The sequence below is a fragment of the Lichenicola cladoniae genome (assembly GCF_013201075.1).
GTDB classification, from domain to species: domain Bacteria; phylum Pseudomonadota; class Alphaproteobacteria; order Acetobacterales; family Acetobacteraceae; genus Lichenicola; species Lichenicola cladoniae.
Window position 1 is genome coordinate 907,352 of record NZ_CP053708.1, and the last position, 17,617, is coordinate 924,968.

The 17,617-nt window shown below is 62.3% G+C and carries 18 protein-coding genes and 1 pseudogene; 7 read left to right on the forward strand and 12 right to left on the reverse strand.

Going from position 1 to position 17,617, the window contains the following annotated elements:
* Positions 1–172: 172 nt before the first annotated feature.
* A complete protein-coding gene (locus tag HN018_RS04025) occupies positions 173–1,219 on the forward strand; it encodes an IS30 family transposase (RefSeq protein ID WP_172443453.1) in 1,047 nt (348 codons plus the stop codon).
* Between the two features lie 6 nt (positions 1,220–1,225).
* Here HN018_RS04025 and HN018_RS04030 read toward each other — a convergent pair.
* The 9 genes and pseudogenes from HN018_RS04030 to HN018_RS04070 all read right to left on the reverse strand — a co-directional run.
* A pseudogene (locus HN018_RS04030) lies at positions 1,226–2,128 on the reverse strand (IS110 family RNA-guided transposase); the annotation flags it as partial.
* 332 nt (positions 2,129–2,460) lie between these two features.
* The gene (locus tag HN018_RS04035; RefSeq protein ID WP_171837437.1) at positions 2,461–2,862 is read right to left on the reverse strand and encodes a zinc ribbon domain-containing protein; all 402 of its coding nucleotides are present in this window, start codon (positions 2,860–2,862) and stop codon (positions 2,461–2,463) included.
* A 176-nt stretch (positions 2,863–3,038) separates the two neighbouring features.
* Positions 3,039–3,206: a hypothetical protein gene (locus HN018_RS04040; protein WP_171837438.1), complete on the reverse strand. Its 168-nt coding sequence runs from the start codon at positions 3,204–3,206 to the stop codon at positions 3,039–3,041.
* A 208-nt stretch (positions 3,207–3,414) separates the two neighbouring features.
* Positions 3,415–4,581, reverse strand: coding sequence for a pyridoxal phosphate-dependent aminotransferase (locus HN018_RS04045; protein ID WP_171837439.1), 1,167 nt, complete (start codon positions 4,579–4,581; stop codon positions 3,415–3,417).
* On the reverse strand, positions 4,578–5,276 hold the full coding sequence (locus HN018_RS04050) for a glycosyltransferase family 2 protein (protein ID WP_171837440.1): 699 nt from the start codon (positions 5,274–5,276) through the stop codon (positions 4,578–4,580). The genes HN018_RS04045 and HN018_RS04050 overlap by 4 nt, the downstream gene beginning before the upstream one ends.
* The gene (locus tag HN018_RS04055; protein WP_171837441.1) at positions 5,264–6,319 is read right to left on the reverse strand and encodes a radical SAM/SPASM domain-containing protein; all 1,056 of its coding nucleotides are present in this window, start codon (positions 6,317–6,319) and stop codon (positions 5,264–5,266) included. Before HN018_RS04055 ends, HN018_RS04050 begins: the two co-directional genes overlap by 13 nt.
* Complete coding sequence (locus HN018_RS04060; RefSeq protein WP_204259665.1) at positions 6,319–7,695, reverse strand: glycosyltransferase 87 family protein; 1,377 nt, start codon at positions 7,693–7,695, stop codon at positions 6,319–6,321. Before HN018_RS04060 ends, HN018_RS04055 begins: the two co-directional genes overlap by 1 nt.
* Positions 7,692–8,471, reverse strand: coding sequence for a TIGR04282 family arsenosugar biosynthesis glycosyltransferase (locus tag HN018_RS04065; protein ID WP_171837442.1), 780 nt, complete (start codon positions 8,469–8,471; stop codon positions 7,692–7,694). Before HN018_RS04065 ends, HN018_RS04060 begins: the two co-directional genes overlap by 4 nt.
* 199 nt (positions 8,472–8,670) lie before the next feature.
* Positions 8,671–9,519 (reverse strand): AraC family transcriptional regulator, encoded by an 849-nt coding sequence (locus HN018_RS04070; RefSeq protein WP_171837443.1) that lies wholly within the window; start codon positions 9,517–9,519, stop codon positions 8,671–8,673.
* An 800-nt stretch (positions 9,520–10,319) separates the two neighbouring features.
* Between HN018_RS04070 and HN018_RS04075 the strand changes: the two genes are divergently transcribed.
* The 4 genes from HN018_RS04075 to HN018_RS04090 all read left to right on the forward strand — a co-directional run bounded on the left by HN018_RS04075 (position 10,320) and on the right by HN018_RS04090 (position 12,974).
* Positions 10,320–10,988: a cytochrome b/b6 domain-containing protein gene (locus HN018_RS04075; RefSeq protein ID WP_171837444.1), complete on the forward strand. Its 669-nt coding sequence runs from the start codon at positions 10,320–10,322 to the stop codon at positions 10,986–10,988.
* A complete protein-coding gene (locus HN018_RS04080; RefSeq protein WP_171837445.1) occupies positions 10,985–11,758 on the forward strand; it encodes a molybdopterin-dependent oxidoreductase in 774 nt (257 codons plus the stop codon). The genes HN018_RS04075 and HN018_RS04080 overlap by 4 nt, the downstream gene beginning before the upstream one ends.
* Positions 11,759–11,769: 11 nt before the next feature.
* Positions 11,770–12,225, forward strand: coding sequence for a hypothetical protein (locus HN018_RS04085; protein WP_171837446.1), 456 nt, complete (start codon positions 11,770–11,772; stop codon positions 12,223–12,225).
* Between the two features lie 89 nt (positions 12,226–12,314).
* Entirely contained in the window at positions 12,315–12,974 is a 660-nt protein-coding gene (locus HN018_RS04090; protein WP_171837447.1) for a DoxX family protein, read from the forward strand.
* A 370-nt stretch (positions 12,975–13,344) separates the two neighbouring features.
* On the opposite strand, the gene HN018_RS04095 is transcribed toward HN018_RS04090, so the two are convergent.
* Positions 13,345–13,977: a pyridoxamine 5'-phosphate oxidase family protein gene (locus HN018_RS04095; protein WP_171837448.1), complete on the reverse strand. Its 633-nt coding sequence runs from the start codon at positions 13,975–13,977 to the stop codon at positions 13,345–13,347.
* A gap of 59 nt (positions 13,978–14,036) precedes the next feature.
* The gene (locus HN018_RS04100; protein WP_171837449.1) at positions 14,037–14,582 is read right to left on the reverse strand and encodes a carboxymuconolactone decarboxylase family protein; all 546 of its coding nucleotides are present in this window, start codon (positions 14,580–14,582) and stop codon (positions 14,037–14,039) included.
* 124 nt (positions 14,583–14,706) lie between these two features.
* Between HN018_RS04100 and HN018_RS04105 the strand changes: the two genes are divergently transcribed.
* Complete coding sequence (locus HN018_RS04105) at positions 14,707–15,639, forward strand: LysR family transcriptional regulator (protein WP_171837450.1); 933 nt, start codon at positions 14,707–14,709, stop codon at positions 15,637–15,639.
* Positions 15,640–15,676: 37 nt separating this feature from the next.
* On the opposite strand, the gene HN018_RS04110 is transcribed toward HN018_RS04105, so the two are convergent.
* Positions 15,677–16,564, reverse strand: coding sequence for a LysR family transcriptional regulator (locus tag HN018_RS04110; RefSeq protein WP_204259667.1), 888 nt, complete (start codon positions 16,562–16,564; stop codon positions 15,677–15,679).
* 162 nt (positions 16,565–16,726) lie between these two features.
* Here HN018_RS04110 and HN018_RS04115 point away from each other — a divergent pair, with 162 nt between their 5' ends.
* A complete protein-coding gene (locus HN018_RS04115) occupies positions 16,727–17,587 on the forward strand; it encodes an alpha/beta fold hydrolase (protein ID WP_171837452.1) in 861 nt (286 codons plus the stop codon).
* The last annotated feature ends 30 nt before the right edge of the window (positions 17,588–17,617 follow it).

Genomic DNA, 17,617 nt, shown 5'->3' on the forward strand with positions numbered 1-17,617 from the left:
TAAGTGTTGACGATGGTCGGAAGTCTGCAAAAAGGCTACGTATCCAGAATGAGTCCGGGATTATAAACGTTACGTCTAGAAGTATCCTTTTTGATCAAGCGCCTTTTTAGGTCGGCGGATTCAAGTTCCGGAGCGAACACCCACGCCGGGCCAACGGGTGTAGGGTGGTGGGATGGCAGGGCAACGACGTAAGCTAACGGTGTTTGATCGATCGATGATCGAGGTTCGCCTTTGTGATAGCTGGGGCGTGCGGGCGATTGCACGCGACTTGGATCGCTCTGCGGGCATGATTTCGGACGAGATCAATCGGCATGGCGGCGCGACCTCCTACCGGGCGCAGGCTGCGGCGACGCAGGCCGAGGCAGATCGTCGCCTGACTGGACGCAGGCCTGTTCTGGCGCATGATGGTGAGCTGTTCGGCCGTGTGGCGGGGCTTTTGCGTCTGGGTTGGTCCCCCGAGCAGATATCGGGCAGGCGTAAGCGGATGGAGGCGGGAACGGAGCAGCCACCTGGTCTGTCGGTATCGCACGAGGCAATCTACACGGCGATTTACGCCTTGCCGCGCGGTGAACTACGCCGTGAGCTGATCTCGTATTTGCGACAGGACAAGCCAATGCGCGGCCGCAAGCCAAAGGGCAGCGAACGCCGCGGCAAACTTTGCAACATGACCAACATCAAGGAACGACCTGAGGAAATCGAGGGCCGGCTGGTCCCGGGCCATTGGGAAGGCGATCTTATTCTGGGCACCGGCGGAGCGAGTGCCATCGGCACGTTGGTCGAGCGGACAAGCCGCTTTGTGGTGCTGGTGCACATGCCTACGCGCAAGTCCGATGTGGTGGCGAGCGCTTTCTCCGGCGCGCTGAATGCCATTCCCGCATCTTTGCGCAAGACGCTGACCTACGACCAAGGCAAGGAAATGGCACAGCACGAAAGCGTGGCGCTGAGCACTGGCATGAGGATCTTCTTCGCCGACCCTCACTCACCTTGGCAGCGTGGCTCCAACGAAAACACCAATGGTCTGCTGCGCCAGTATTTCCCGAAAGGCACGGCTCTGTCGGGCTTGGATCAGGACGATCTCGACATCGTTGCCGACAGCCTGAATAGCCGTCCTCGAAAGACGCTCGACTACGCGACGCCAAGCGAGCAATTCAGCATGTTGCTGGCCGGGCAGGCTGGTGTAAACAAAGTCTTCGGCGTGGGTGTTCGCTCCGGAACTTGAATCCGCCGTCCAAATCCGATTATCGCGCAGAAGCGCGTTCGCGAGGATGACGAGCTTACGCATGACTGCGGTAATGGCGAGCTTGGCATGCTTGCCGCTGTCGACGAGCCGACTGTAGACCCGCTTCAGATCTGGATTGAACCGCATGGCGACGAGCGCGGGCATGTAGAGCGCCTGTCGAAGGCAAGCGCGTCCACCCCGTATAAAGCTTTTACCCTCCCATTTGCCGGATTGGCGCGTGATTGGGGCTAGGCCTGCGAGCGATGCGGCCTGCCCCTCATCCATGGTTCCAAGTTCGGGCGTATCGGCAAGAAGAGCCTGGGCTGTGACATAACCCAGGCCTGGAATGCTCAAGAGAATTTCACGTCGTCGGATCAGAATCGGATCATTCGCCATGATAGTGTCCAAGGTGGCGTCCGAGGACGTGATCTGGGCTTCGATTTACCGCAGACGATGCCGGGCATGACGCCTGAGGAGATCGATTGTCAGGATTTGAAGCCGGTTGAGGGTTGCCGTACGATCCCGCATCAGACTTCGCCGATCGGCCACAAGTTCGGCGAGTCGGTTTTGTGTTTTGCTACGAACCGGACGGGCGATAGGTTCGAGCAGGGCACCGAACCGCGCCAGCATCAGGGCATCGACACGATCAGTCTTCGCCAGCTTGCCTGTGGCCTCGGCTAAACGTCTCGCCTGACGCGGATTGAGCTTGGCGATGGTCAACCCGGCGGCATCGAGCCGCTGTTGCAATCCTCTGTGGTAAGTTCCGGTAGCCTCGAATACCACACGCGTTACCAGGTTCTTGCTGATCCAACGCAACAGCACTGCGTGGCCCTTGCGCGTATTGGGGACACGCGTTGTATCGCCGGTTGGGTGGCGCGCGGCATCGAGATGATCCTTGGAAACATCGATGCGATCGTGATCGGCGCTTCCACAATGACAGGCTTGGCAGTCGGAGTGATAGGCTTCATCTTTTAAATGTCCTATGCTTGTCGTCCGAGGCCAGACCTCAGGTATCCGTTCAGGGCATAAGGAAAAGAAGGGGCAGTCATACTCTAGAACGGCCCATAATGGCCCGGGTGTTACCGACCCGTCCCCTTCCCGTTGCTTCCGGGCGGCCACCCGGTAGCAACGGTCCTTTATCGCACGCAGCGACAGTAAAAGTCATAAGACAAGGGTGTTATGTACTTCGGTGAGGCATGGCTCTAATGGAGACAGATGTCTCTCGCGCTGCTTCGCAAGCTCTATCCGTCTGAGACGTTGCCCTGCGAGCGGTTCCACTCCAGCACGAACGTCTCAGCAAACGCCTTGTAGAGCGTCGGCTCCATCAGGCGATCCCGTAGCGTGCGCAACGCCCGTTTCTCGAGCGTGTCGCGCCGGATGGTGCGCAGGTTGCTGCAGGCGGTCGGACCCTTGTTGCGGGCCGTCGAGCAGCCGAAATGCGTCGCGCTGATCTTGGAGAAGCCGCCGCCACACACCCCGCAATGCATCAAGCCCGAAAACAGGTAGCGCGGCCGCTGCTCCGACCAGAAGGGCCGAGGGGTCGCCGGCATCGCAGACGCCCGGTCGCTGCCGCCAGGGTCATGACGAAGCAACACTTGCCGCGCCTGGGCCGCCTGCCACAGGGCATCATTGATGATCCGCATCCCCGGCACCTTGGTCACCACCTGCTGATGCAGCGCGTGCGGGCGGGAACGACGTCGGCCGATGTCCTACCGATCAGCGCTCGCGTCAGGATTTCTGCGGGCAACCGCCATCACTCCTTCCTGATCCCGCCTGTGGGCGCGCTTTCGATCTTCAGCTCCAAGTCGGCAATAGTCAGCTACATTCCGATCCGGGTCATCATTCTGTGCATGACGTCCATCATGTCATCCATGCCGAAAACGGCGACGATCACGACCAGCAGAACGAATGCAACGAGGAGCGATATCGTCAGGACGCCGAAAACGCTCAGGTGGCTGTCACGCTGCTTGGATGTTATAATCTGCATCGACCGTTTCCTCGAGTCGCTGGACACACACGGCTGTTTGGAACTCTCTGAATCCCACTGCACCGCAAACGGCCGCCACGACCTCGCCTGGTGGCTTCAAGGCGGCGTTGGACGGAAGTGTAGCAGCCTCCTCATCCAGCGCGCGGTGCGAAGTCGCAGAAGCCTTCGAAAGTCTGCCGAACTTCAACCTGGTGTGACTGCTCGCATATCAGGCTGCAGTCCTGCTTGCGTGCAACGCTCCTGCAAGTTCTTCCAGTGCTGCTCCGCACCGTCGATAACCAAGGCCGAGCCTGATTCGCTCATGCTCGACTGGCGCAAGAGAGGATTGCCACAAAACGGTTGGCAACACGAAGACGCCGGTGTCGAGGACGAGTCGAATTGCGAATGACGCGGCGCTATCGCCACCGCGATATTGGCAGGAGAGAAATGCCAGGTTCTGCGGATGGTCCAGCTCGAGCAGATCGGTCAGACCCGGCAAAAGCGTTTTTAGATAATGCAGGTTGGCAAGAGCGATTTCGCGTTGTGTGGCCATGATGCGGGGCTCCGCATCCAGCGCGATCTCGGCCAGGATCTCGCTGGAAGCTGCAATACAACTCGAGAGCGAGCTTTTGACTGTGAGCGCACGTTGCAACAGCGCCCGGTCGCAACAGGCGATCCATCCAACGCGGAGGCCCGGCAAGCCGAAGCCTTTGGAAAGCCCATTGATCGATACCCCCCGTTCGTAGCGATCGGCGAGCATCGGTGCGCGGCCGAAGGGCTGCACGATTTCGGTCTGCCGGTAGATCTCGTCGTTGATCAGCCACAACCCGTGTCTGCGGCAAAGGTTCACCAGTGCGTCCAGACGCTGCGGATCGAGCGACGCGCCGGTCGGGCTGTTCGGATAATTCATGAGGATCAGCCGGGTCTCAGGACGGATTGCCGCCTCGATGCATTCAATATCCGGCTGCCAACCATCGGCCTCCTGCAGCGCGACACCGGTCACTGCGCAGAGCCGCCGAAGCGCGAGCTCGGAGGGCTGGTAGATCGGCAGCAGCAGAAGAGCGTGCTGGTCACGGACAGGATTTTGCCCGCCAAGAAGCGCCTGCAACACGCAGTATACTGCCTCCTGCGCACCGCAGCAGCAGAGGATATGCTCGGCAATCAGGGAATCGTGCCGTGCGGCGATCGCTGTGCGAAGCCGAATATGACCGCGAGGATCGGTATAGGCAAAACTGTGACCGTTCCATCGTGCTGCGTTCTCGGCCGACGCCATCTGCAGCAGACCCTCGAGGCCGAGCGTCTCGGAGTCGGAGCCTGACAGATCGTGACGGGCGAACGGTCCCCAGCGGGTTAGAAAGTCGCCGAGCGCAAAGCGGCCAGTCGCGCCGCCGATCATGCGGCAGGTCGGCTGGTTGCCGCGATCCGCAGATAGGTGCTGACGATACGGCTGCTTGCATGCAAGGTACCGCGCAATGATCCGGCGACCTTGGAAGCCCCGCCGCCCCGCCGACGATACGGCATCGGCACCTCGAGGATACGCAGGCGCGCGCGGGCGGCCTGCATCTGCATCTCTATATTCCAGCCATAGGTCATCTCCTGCAGCTGAAGCCGCTGCAGAGCCGACCGGCTGATGGCGCGGAAGGCGCACATGTCGCTGTAGCGGACTCCGTAGCGTGCGCCGATCCCAAAGCCTGCGAGGCGTCCTGCCAGAACCTGATGCCAGAGCATGGACCCTGCGTCGCGTTCGCCACGGGTACGGGAGGCCAGGACGAAATCGTGGGTCCCGCCAAGTACCGGACCGACGATCCGCTCCAGCAGGTCGCCGCGATCGGCACCGTCGCCGTCCAGGAAGACGATGATCTTGCATGCAGGATCGGCAGCCTCCGCACCCAATGCGCAGGCGCGCCCGTAGCCTCGGCCGGTATCCAGCACACGTGCTCCGGCAGCGCGGGCCGCCGCCTGCGTCCCGTCGAGACTGCCGCTATCGGCGACGATGATGTCGCCGGCGAACTGCCGAGGAATTTCCCGGATCACCGCACCGATCGTCTCGGCCTCGTTCAGGGTCGGGATGACGACGGTTACAGGCTCCATCGAAGCCCGCAGCTGCGGCAGGGTGCTGGAGGCACGTCGGAGAGCAGCGACTCCCGGAAATCGCGATACGCATCGCCATTCCAGATCTCGCGAAGCGTGCTCTGGGTTGCGTCGCCCAGAGTGTAGTTGCCGTAGCCACGCAGCGAGAACGGCGCGATGCAGCACGGCAACGCGCGGCCGTGGGCGGTGAAATACATCAGCGACCACGGACGTCTGCAGGTCGCCCAAGGCTGGTCGTCACTCTGTCGTTTCAGGCTAAGCCCGGGCTCGGTGGCACCGGACGCATCCAGCGTGACGCCGAGCGACCGGCCAAGCGCCTGCGCTGCCTGGATTGCCGCCACCTCGTCGACCTGCGTGCTCTCGAACAGCGACAGGTCAGCCCGCGCCATGCCGTAGCCGCCCTCGTCGAATACCAGGCGTTGCAGGTGCACCTCCTGTACCCCCATTGCGGCCGCAAGCTGCACGAAGGCCGGGAGCTGCTCGACGGTCTCCTTCATGCCGGTCAGCCACAGCGAGACGCGCGGTGTCGTGGCGCCGACGGCCTTCTGGTAGGCGATGAACTTGCCGACGTCCCGCACGATCCGGTCGAAGAAGTCCTTGCCGCGGACCTTGAGATATGAGGCACGATCGGCTGCGTCGAGCGAGACGCGGAGCTCGTCGAGCCCGGTATCGATCAGCTCCTGAAAACGCTTCGGCTGCATCAGCGTGCCGTTGGTGTTGAACAGCACATAGGTCCCGCGATCCTTCAGGTAGCGGACCATGCGCGGCAGCGCCTCGACCAGCATCGGCTCGCCGACCCCATGCAGTACCGCCCTGGAAACGTTCGGCACCTGGTCGACGATGCGGGTGAACAGTGCCCAGTCCATGTCGGCCGGCGGCTCGAGAGTCTCGAACGTGCGCGGGCAGGTCTCGCATAACAGGTTGCACCGGTTGGTGACCTCCAGATACAGGCAGACCGGCGGTCCGATTGCTTCTGCAGAGCGATCGCTGGCGATCTCCTCGAAATAGCGGCGCGGATCCCGCAGAACCGTAGAGAGTACCATCAGCATGTTCCTTTTAAGGTCGCGGCCAGCACGTATCGCGCCGACCGGCGGCGGCGGAATGCGATGACGGCGAGAATAAGAGCAGGGGCGTAGACGAGGCTCGGCCAAATGAAGCGTTCGTTGAACGGATCGAGCGTCAGCAGGACAGGCGCGCTCGAGAGCCAGATCACCGCCGGCACCGGCGCCACCACACAAGGCAGTGCCAGCCACGCAAAATACCAGGAGTAATGCGGGCTGATGGCGACGGTCACCGCGGCCGCCAGAATCGCTGCATTCCGGCAAAGCAGCACGACATCGTCTGCAGGTCGTGGCACGTCCCGCAGCCGCTGCGTGCCACGGGCGATCCAGAACCCCAGCAGCGCCAGTCCGGCCGCGACCACGACGATGTAGGCGGTTCCCGACCAGGGAGGCAGCCGGCCAAGACGGGCCAGGCCGGCAAGCAGCCAAAAGCCGCTGCCGCCCGAGAGCCCTTCTTCGCTGCTGTAGCCAGGCAGGAAGCCCAGGACATAATGGCCGGCCGACGCGTAGCATGCATAGCCGATCACGACGACGACGAGGCCGGTCAGGATCGGACGCCACAGCGGAACACCTCTGGCGAGAGCCGGCGCCAGCGCTACGGGGAGGAACTTGACCAGTGCCGCCGCCGCCAGAAGGCCTCCCGCCAGGCCGGCCCGTCGTTGGCTGCGGGCGAGCAGCGCCAGGCCGATCAGCCCGATGGCAACGCCGTCCACATGCCCGTCGCAGGCAAACGACCAGATCACCAGCGGATTCCACGCCTGGATCAGGATGCGCTCGCGTGGCAGCCCCGCCATGACCAGCAAGCGCATCATGCAATACAGCCCGGCGAGTTCCAGCCCGACTATCGCAACCTTCATGGCCTGGACTGTGCCGGAGATCCGGACGACCAGGGCGAACACCATCTGCGCCGCCGGCGGATAGATCGTGCGCGCATAGGCGGCGCGGTTGATCAGCGGAAAGATGCTGGTGTCGCGCAGTCTCGATAGCGACGGATCCGCCGGGACGTAGCGGTACGGGTTGATGCCGGCCTGCTGCACCCGTCCGTCCCAGACATAGCGATAGATGTCGCTGGACAGGAAAGGCGGCGCCGGAAGCAGAATGCCGCGCGCCAGGAGGCCGATCGCCAGCACGATCCACACGGCGCGAGAGGGCAGGGCGCTGCCTAGCACCAGGTGAACCGCAAGCAGGTACACCACTACTGCCAGGGCCAGCAGAGCGACGAAGAGCTCGGTCACCACCTGCGGCCGCATCGATACGGTGCCTGGTTCCTCAAGGAATAGGGCTCCGAATGTAAGCCCCAACAGCAGCAAGCCCAGGCTCGTGAGGCGCATCAGGCCGGCCGGCCGAACCTCGCTCACGCCGAGTGCCGGAGCGCAGTGGCCGGAACAGGCTCCTGCAACAGCATCCGAAGTCCGAGGCGATCAAGTGTCGATCGGGTGTGGGGGGCCGGGTAGCCGTGCCGCTCGGTGAGGAGTTTTTGCAGCGAGGCCGCGTCATCGACATCGTACCATGACGGTAGCTCGACCAGGTCCAGACCGATGCCGGCGATCCGCGTGCGGGTCGCTGCCGCAACAGTGTCGGTACTCCAGACGATGTCGCTGAATGGTGCGGCATAGGCTGCTTTCAGACCGAGCAGGTAGTAGCCGCCGTCGTCGCACGCGCCGAGGACCGCGCGGTCACCGGGCTTCGCGAGATGACGCGCCGCCATGACCAGCAGTTCGGTGGGCAAGGTGGGGCTGTCGGAGCTCAGCACGCAGGCCGACCCGTGCCCGTCCGCCAGCATGGCCTGCACCGCGTGCAGGAGGCACCGGCCAAAGCCCTCGACCCCGGCCGGCATGGTGGGCGTTCCGTCTGCCAGGGTGAGACGGATATCGGGCGCCAGGGCAGATGCCACCAGAGCCTCGCATCCGGCCGGAGCAAAGGCGGCATAGGGTATGATCGACAGGTCCGGCGCCGCCATGCGTGCGGCCGCCAACAGGTTTTCGGTGGTATCGCGGAGAAAAGCGGCGCTCAGCGTTGCCGCCTGGTCAGGATCCAGCGGCGGGCACAGGCGTGTCTTGGACCGGCCGGGTCGCGGCGCCTTCGCCATGACGCCGATAGCGCAGCTCTGACCGCCAGTCCTGTTCAGCAGCATGGCGAGCTCGGTCGCAATCGGGTTCGCTTGCCGATCGCGAACTCGCACGTCGAATAGATTGCATGCGCGACCCCTGCCGGGCGACTGATGCTACTGCCGGGATCACCGGGCAGCACGTTGGCGGGATCAAACCGGTGCATCACATGGCCCCGATCATAGTCGGCCTCGACCTGCCGCTGGGCACTTCCTGACTGGCAACTCAACATGCTCGCTGCCTGCGATACGCAACCGGGGAGACGCCGTGGCGCTTGCGGAAGGCGTGCGAAAGTTGTGTCGCATCCAGACCGACAGCAGCAGCGATGTCGGTGACCGAGCGTCTGGTCGTGGCCAGTACCTCCGCCGCTTGTTGAACGCGAAGATCGGTCAGGAAGGCGTATGGCGTGCGCCCGGTAGAGCAGCGAAACGCGCGAAAGAAATGCGACCGGCTGAGGCCCGTCACCGCGATCAGGTCCCCGAGCAGAACATCATCGGCGAGGCGGTGGCGCATCAGCTCGATCACCCGCTGCAGCTGCCATCCGGCAAGCCCGCCCTTGGCGCCGAGCCGGTCGATTGGCGGGCATAGGGGGCCGGCATGATTTTCGAAATTCGAGTGGGATGTCAGCAGTTCATGGACGATTACGACGATCAGACTTTCGCGGTAGAGACTTCCGGCATTCGGCCGGGTCACGTCGGCGAGCAGGGCCTCGAAAAGGCCACGGACAAACGGACTTTCGACACCCACTCGATCCTGCAGCCGTAGCAGGCCCGGATCGCGATCCAGTTCCTCGAGAGCCGCCTGCTCAAGGACGCCTTGTGTCAGCGTGACATGCGCGAAATCGATTGGACCGACAGTACTCCACCGGGCAGGCTCTGCCGCGGGCATGATCGTGATCGAGCCTTCCTCCACGTCGCGCACCAGTCTGTGCCGACCTTGGAAGCGGGTTACGCGTTTTGGTCCGCCCAAGTGAATCGACAGCACATTCTCGAGCAGCGCGGGCTGGTTGATGCGACCGTCGATTCCACGAAAGCGCACGAGGCGCGCACCGCTGGCCGGCGTCTCGCCGCTCAATGCGGGAACCGCCAGATTATCGTGCCACTGCCGGGCCGAAACGAAAGATGTGCTCGCGTGTGCCATTGTCCCACAAGCCTACATTCAGATGAGGGGTTCAACGATCGTTAAAGTCCGATAATGAGCAGAAAGTCCTATTTTCATGACGATCCTCCCCGTGCCCGGAACTATCGGCAGCCTGTCCCGACATGTCTCAGACATGCCTCCCACGTTCGCCTGCTCCCTCCTTCGCTGCAAGATTGGGGAAGGTTACAAGAGCGAGGGCCGACCTCGGCGGGGCAGAGGCGAGGCCTTCTCAATCGCAGCATCTGATCCTTGAGGGCGCTGGGAGCCGTACGTACAAATGTTGCCATCGGTGATGGCAGAAAATGACAAATCTCGAACCGATCAACGCGATCGAAGGATGCCAATAATGTTTTGTAAGACTAATGATTGCATTGGAGACTATATACCGAGATAGGCTTGTCGTGAACGTGTCTAGTCAAGACCGAATGTGCGATTCGTGCAAACCGCACACCGGGCGAGTCAGCTTTTGTCGAGGTATACATCCACGTAGTCGGTCGTGCCGCGACGTTTACATCGGCAGATCCACTCATGATGAAGATCGTCGTAATAGTCGAGGATCCGGTCTCGATGTGACCATGATATGAAGGTTGCCAACCATTCGACGATCAAATCGAAGCAGGCCGCGATGGGTCACGAGCCTACTGAAGCGTTTCCCTGCCGCCTGCACGGCCACTTTGCCCGGTAACCTTCCAGCCGATCCCGACGAAGACTATTCAACATGTGAGGAAGGTCCGATGGGTAGAACAGTATCGACGGCCCTGAGGCGTCGAGGTCGGCGACTGCATCCCATCCCGATCAGGATCATGCACTGGACGAATGCTGCCGCCATGCTGGTCATGATTACCTCTGGCTGGGGCATCTACGACGACGACGTCGTCGTGCGGGGCCTGCACTTCCCGCAGGCGCTCCGGCTGGGGGAATGGGCGGCGCCGTCGCTGAACTGGCACTTCGCCGGCATGTGGCTGCTCGTTCTCAACGGGCTGGCCTATCTTGGCTACGGCGTCATCACCGGCCGTCTTCGAGAGCGGCTGCTGCCGATCCGCTTTCCCGACCTGATCAAGACGGTGCGCGACACGCTGCACCTCAAGATCGCGCACGAGGATCTGACCACCTACAACGCGGTGCAGAAAGTGCTCTACGTGGTGGTGATCCTGGCTGGCGCTTCGCAGGTCGTGACCGGCCTCGCAATCTGGAAGCCGGTGCAGTTCTCCGGCCTGGTATCGCTGCTCGGCGGCTTCCAGGGCGCCCGCATCGTCCACTTCCTTGGCATGAGCGTGATTGTCGGCTTCCTCCTCGTGCACGTGCTGCTGTCGCTGCTCGTCCCGCAGACCCTGTGGGCGATGGTGGCCGGCGGACCGAGGGTCGGACCGTCCGGACACGGCGAACCGGCGCCGCTGCCATGAGGTCTCCGTTCCGGCCCGCCGCCCTGCCTGACCCAGCCATCCTGAACGACCATCGGCCGCTCATCCGGTCGCTGGAGCGGCGGCGGCTGATCCAGGGCGGGCTTTCATTGGGTGCGCTTACCATGCTGACAGGCTGCGACGTCCGCCGCCCTGCGTCCGTGCAGGCGGCGCTCCTGGCAATCCGTGACCTGAACGATAGCGTGCAGGCGCTGCTGTTCGACCCTAACAAGCTGGCACCGACCTACCCGGCCTCGATGGTCCTAAACCCGCCCAGGTTCAACGCCTACTACGACGTGATGAAGGTCAAGCCGGTGGACGGCGCTCAATGGCGCCTCGAACTGTCCGGACTGATTGCCGATAAGCGGCCCTGGACGGTGGAGCGGGTCACAGCGTTGCCGCAGCGCACCGAGATCATCAAGCATGTCTGCGTCGAGGGATGGGACTACATCGGGCAATGGTCCGGCGTGCCGTTCCGCGCCTTCCTGGAGCGTGTCGGTGCCGACCTGAGCGCGAGGTATGTCGGCTTCCACTGCGCTGACGGTTATACCAGCAGCATCGACATGGCGAGCGCGCTGCACCCTCAAACCTTGCTCGCGACCCGGTATGGCGACGACGTCCTGGCCGACCCGTTCGGCTACCCGCTGCGCCTGCGCATGTCGACCAAGCTCGGCTACAAGAACCCGAAATGGATCACCGCGATCGAGGTGAACAACGTCCGACCGGTCGACATGTGGGACAAGCCTGGCTATTCGTGGTTTGCCGGCCTCTGAAAGCGGCACCGATGATGCGCCTCGCCATCCTCCTTCCGGCCCTGCTGCTGAATGCATCGGCGCTGGCGCAGAGCCACACGCCTGGCGGCATGCCGCCGCCGCCCGGCATGAGCCTGACTCAGTCCACCGCCATGCGCTTCCCGCAGCCGGTCCAAGTGGGAAGCCTGCTGCACCGGTTGGTGTTGCGACCAGTGGAAAGCCAGACTGTGCTCGGCCGCGTCGTGCAGGTGGTCCGCGATGAAGACGGAACGATCGAGCTGGTGGTGGCGTACGGCGGCTTTCTGGGTATCGGCAGTCGTCCGATCGCGGTTCCGATCGATGCGACGGTGCTGCTCGGAACCGTCATGGAAATCGTCGCCTATACGCCGGAACAGCTGCGACGCCTGCCGACGTTCACCGGTACCGGCACGACGCCCCTGCCAGCCGATACCGTGCTCAGGATCGGGCTCGCCAAGCCGTCGCATTGATCAGTGCCGGTGTAAGGCCAAGAACATGGGATTGACCGTATTGGTCTGCACATTTTCCGCATACCCAGACGATAAAGAAGGACGTTCCGATGCACGGCGACCCAATATTCGATCTATTTAACTTTTTGATCGGGAACACGGGCGATTACAACCGTTTCGGTTCGTCGAAATACATCTCGGTTATCTTCTACCTTGGCTTGCTTGCCGGAGGCTTATACATTGCCTTTCTGAACTGGTCGCGTGACCCCGAGCAACGGACTGCATATCATTTCTGGGTAGCTGCGATGCGCATTACCGCCGCTGGTATGTGGATCCAGGGCACGATATGGAAGCTTCCGCTCCCGGTCGCGGCCGGCTTCAAATACTGGCTAGAGCAGGAAGCGAAATACAGTTCGGTCCCGATCCTTGCCATGCTTGTGCACAGCCTGTTCATTCCCAACATAGCCCTGCTGCAGCCGGTGGTTTATCTCCTGGAGATCCTCTTCACCATTTCCCTTACGCTCGGTATTGCGGTGCGACTGATCGGTATCGCTGAGGTTCTGTTTACCCTCCAGCTCTGGCTGGGCCTTTACAACGATCCGACCGAATGGCCCTGGACCTACATGGCCATCATATATGCGCATGGGATGTTCGCCGCCGCCTGCGCCGGACGCAGTCTTGGTCTCGATCACCTGCTCCGCCGAGGCCTCCATCGGGTACCCGCGAGCTCCCAGCCGCTTGTCGCGCGCATCTACGCATTATCATCATGATGGAACCATGCGAGATTCGGCTATAGTCTTTCCAACAGGATGTCAGAACCGCGACAGCGTCCACGTCACCGGCGGATCGGTTGCGACGCGCATCGTATGACTGACGCTGTCGCCGGTTGTGTCCTGAATCCTGGCGGCAGGCTGGGTGACCGCAGCCGGGGCGCCGTCATCCGCCGGTGTGATGTGCAACAGGCGCCTTATGGTCGAGCAGGACATGTAGCCCACCTGCGTTGAACGTCAGCACCCGGAGCCGTACTGAAGTCGAAGCGACGTTTCGTTAGGTCCTCCCGTGCTACCCGGTCTTTAGCCAGACCGACCCTTTCGACCTCCATTTTCCAAGTAAGGGGCGGTACGGCCGGACATTAAGGGCTCACCGCGGATCTTCCTTTCCGGCAAGGCGTGTGCGTAGCTCGGCATTTTCGACTTCAAGCTGGGCGAGCCGATTGCGAAGCGGGAGGACAGCCTCGCTGACCTCTTCCTCGGTAAAGCGTGGCGTGATGTGCTGCGGGCAGTTCCAGTCGAAGGTGTCGAGACATAACCGGAAGATGCGTTCGAGCTTTGCCTTGTAGCCGGGCAGGGTGACAAGTCTGGTCAGGGCAGGGTCGTCATCAGGCCCGAGCGTTTCCACATGCGCATAGATCTTGAGCCGCGCGCGGCGCGTATAGTCCATGAGGAACAGGCAAACACGGTCGTCGGCTGCGAGATTACCGGTGCTGATATACTGGCGGTTGCCGCGATAGTCGCCAAAAGCGACAGTCCGATCATCGAGTAACTTCAGAAAGCCGCGCGGGCCGCCCCGATGCTGAATGTACGGCCAACCCGTCTCCGAGACCGTCGCCATGTAGAAGCTGTCACGTTCGGCGATGAACGCGGCTTCGTTCTCGGTGAACCGATCGAACTCGCGGTGTCCCTTGAAGTCCTGCCAGATATGATCGGCACCCATCTTGGCCTGCACGGCGTGGACGCTGGGCGTCACGGCAATATTGAGAAAGCCATACGACACGATGGGCCTCCGCTATTCGAGACGCGGGCCGGGGTCTGAACCGCCCCGGCCCGGTGGAGCTACGCTGCGTCGGCAGCGTGCACGACGGGGAAGTCGATCTCGGTCTCCGCAACGATGTTGAGGAGGTTTGTGAAGATGTTCTCCGCGGTGACGGCGAGGATTTCCACAATCTGGCCGTCGCTGAAACCGGCGTCGCGGACCGCCTTCACGTCGGCTGCGGTAATATGCCCACGCTCGCGCACCACCTTGCCTGCGAAACTCACGGCGGCATTCGCCTTCGCGTCGCCGGATTCACCCCTGCGATTGAGGGTTATCTCCTCGGGGCTGATCCTCGCCAGGTTGAGCCCGAGATAGGTGTGAGCCGACAGGCAATAGTCGCAGCCGTTGATTTGGGCCACGGCCAGCGCGATCCGCTCGCGGGTCTTCACGTCGAGGGCCTTCGAGAGCGCGGCGCTGTTGGATGCGAAGCCCTGCAAGGTGGCCGGGCTTTGTGCGATCAGGCGATACATGTTCGGGATGACGCCAAGCTGTTTGTGGACGGCATCGAGGATCGGCTTTGACGCGTCCGGGACGTCGTCGAGCGCTGGGATCGAGAGACGGGGCATGGTGGATTCTCCTTCAGGGTGCGCGAACCTGAAGTGGTTCGGCCTGAGAGGATAAGGCTCCTTCCCAGTCCCCCACGTAATCCGTTAACATTGGTAATCACTTCACCGGAAAATGGGAGGCTGAGTGGACCGTTTCGAAGCCATGTCGATGCTGGTGACAGTGACCGAAACAGGAAGCCTGTCGGCTGCGGGGCGGGCTTTGAAGGTGCCGCTGGCGACGCTGAGCCGGAAAATCTCGGACCTTGAAACGCTTCTGGGTACGCGGCTCCTTATTCGTACGACGCGCAAGCTCACGCTCACGGACGCCGGCACCATTTATGTCGCAGCCGTGCGCCGTATTCTCGAACAGATCGACGATGCCGAAAAGGTTGCTGCTGGCGAATTCACCGCACCGAAGGGCGAACTGGTCATCACCGCTCCGATCTTTTTCGGCCGGCTGCATGTGTTGCCCGTGGTGGCGGATTTCCTGGCCCTGTTCTCAGAAATCAATGTCCGTCTTGTGCTGGCCGATCGCAACGTCAGCCTGCTTGACGATCATGTCGATATGGCCGTCCGGATCGGCAAGCTACCTGATAGCTCGATGGTGGCGACCCAGGTCGGCCTGATGCGAACCGTCGTCTGCGCCAGTCCTGGACTCATGGATCGGCGCGGCGTCCCGCGGATCCCTGATGATCTGCTGAAACTGCCCTGCGTCACCGTTGATACGCCGTTGCCCTCGCCCGGCTGGCGTTTCAAAGCGCCTGGCTCGGGAGCGGTGATCGAGATACCCGTCGTCCCGCGCCTCTCCGTGACGACGGCAGAGGCCGCAGCGCGAGCCGCGATACGCAGCGTCGGAGCAACGCGGCTGTTGCACTATCAGGTCGCCGATGCGGTCGATGCAGGCGCCCTCCGGATCATTCTCGATGAGTTCGAGCCGGACCCGGCACCGGTCAATCTGGTCCACGCCTCGCGCAATTATATGCCGCTCAAAATGCGCCGTTTCCTGGATTTCGCCGCGCCTCGTCTCCGGAAGGCGGTCGCAGACGTCGGCGGCGGTAATCTTACTGAGGCGTGTTAGATCGGCCCATCTGGGACGGCTCATGCCGGCACTAGCTTCAAAGAGCAGCCTGCGTCAGGCGTTCTCGTAGGCGCGGGGCCACGAAATCGATGAAGGCGCGCAGCTTCAGCGGCAGCCGGCTGTGTGTATCGTAAACGAGATGCACCGGCAGCGGTGAGGGCTCGAAAGCTTTAAGGACAACGGCCAGCCGGTCGCCGCGGACATGGTCGACGACCTGATAGGAGTTCGCCCTGATCAGGCCGAACCCAGATAAGCCCGCGTCGATCGCCGCATCGATCGTATTGACACTGAGACGAGAGCGAAAGCTCACTGCAATTTCGGCTCCGGCGGCCTCGAAGGTCCATATGGTGGCCGAGGAAACGGTCCGAAAGGAAATAACGCTATGCCGGGCCAGATCGTCTGGCGTCGTCGGAGCGCCATGCGTTGCCAGGTAGTCTGGGCTTGCACATATGAGCCGCCGAACCGTTCCGAGACGCGTCGCGATCAGGCCGCTATCGGGTAACGCGCCTATGCGAAGCGCGACATCTACCTGGTCGTCGACGAAACGCGTGAGGCGGTCGGTCAACACGAGTTCGACAGCCACATCGGGGAAGGCGGAGAGGAAGCCCGCCACTATGGGCAAGACATGCATCCTGCCGAACATGATCGGCGCTGTAACCGTCAGATCGCCCCTGGGCTCTCTGTATTCGCCAGCAGCGGTGCGTTCCGCCTCGTTCAACTGCTCCAGGATCGCCTTGGCGGACGTCACGTAAGAGCGGCCCGCCGGGGTCAATTCCAATCCGTTTGCCGACCGGATCAGCAATGTTGCGTTCAGGTGCGCCTCCAGCTCCGCCACCTTACGGCTAACCGTGGCCAGCGGAAGTCGAAGATGCCGGCTGGCCTTCGACAGGCTGCCGCTCTCAACGGCGGCGAGCAACACAGACATTGCGTCGAGACGATCCAAAGGGGGCTACCAAAGAATGAGAGGTCTCCTTCTGAGGATAGCGGCTACCCCGTCGTCGTGGGAAGCCCCAAACAGGATCGACGAACGCGAAGCCAGGCTCCCGCTCCTCTGGCCAAGACGCCCTCAACATGAAGGAAAACGCCTATGACAGACCGCATCTACCATCGCACTGCGGATGTGAACGGTCGCAAGATCTTCTATCGGGAGGCTGGCGACCCGGCTGCGCCCACGATCTTGCTGCTGCATGGCCTGCCAACCAGCAGCCAGATGTTTCGCGACCTGATGCCGGCGCTGGCCGACCGCTTCCATCTCATCGCCCCGGATTATGTCGGGTTCGGTCACTCCGACGCACCGTTGCGTCATGCGTTCACCTACACCTTCGACAACCTAGCGGCTCATGTCGCGGGGCTGGTCGATGTCCTGCGTCTGACCTCATACATCCTCTACATGCAGGATTACGGTGGCCCGGTCGGCTTCCGGCTTTTCACCCAGCGCCCGGACCGCGTCGACGGCTTCATCATTCAGAACGCCAACGCCTACATGGAAGGCGTCGGCGATGCGCCCAAGGCCGTGCTCCTGCCGCTCTGGGAGAACCGCACACCCGAAACCGAGAAGCCGGCGCGTGATTTCATCAGCGTGGAAGGGACTAAATTCCACTGGCTGGTCGGCGCAAAGGATCCCGAGGCGATCAACCCGGACAACTGGGTGCTCGACCAAGCGCTGCTCGACCGGCCAGGCGTGCAGGACTACCAGGTCGACCTGCTGGAAAACTACAAGTCCAATATTGCCCTCTATCCGGAGTGGCAGGCTGCTTTCCGCGTGCACAAGCCAAAGACGCTGATCGTCTGGGGCAAGAACGACCCGTTCTTCATCCCGCCGGGAGCGCGCGCCTACCTGAACGACCTGCCCGAGGCCAAGCTGGTGTGGCTGGACGCCGGGCACTTCGTACTCGATGAGAATGCCCCGCAGGTCGCCGCCGAGATCAAAACGGTGTTCGCCGCCTGAGCGCTCTGCGACATATTTCCCCGAGGGAGG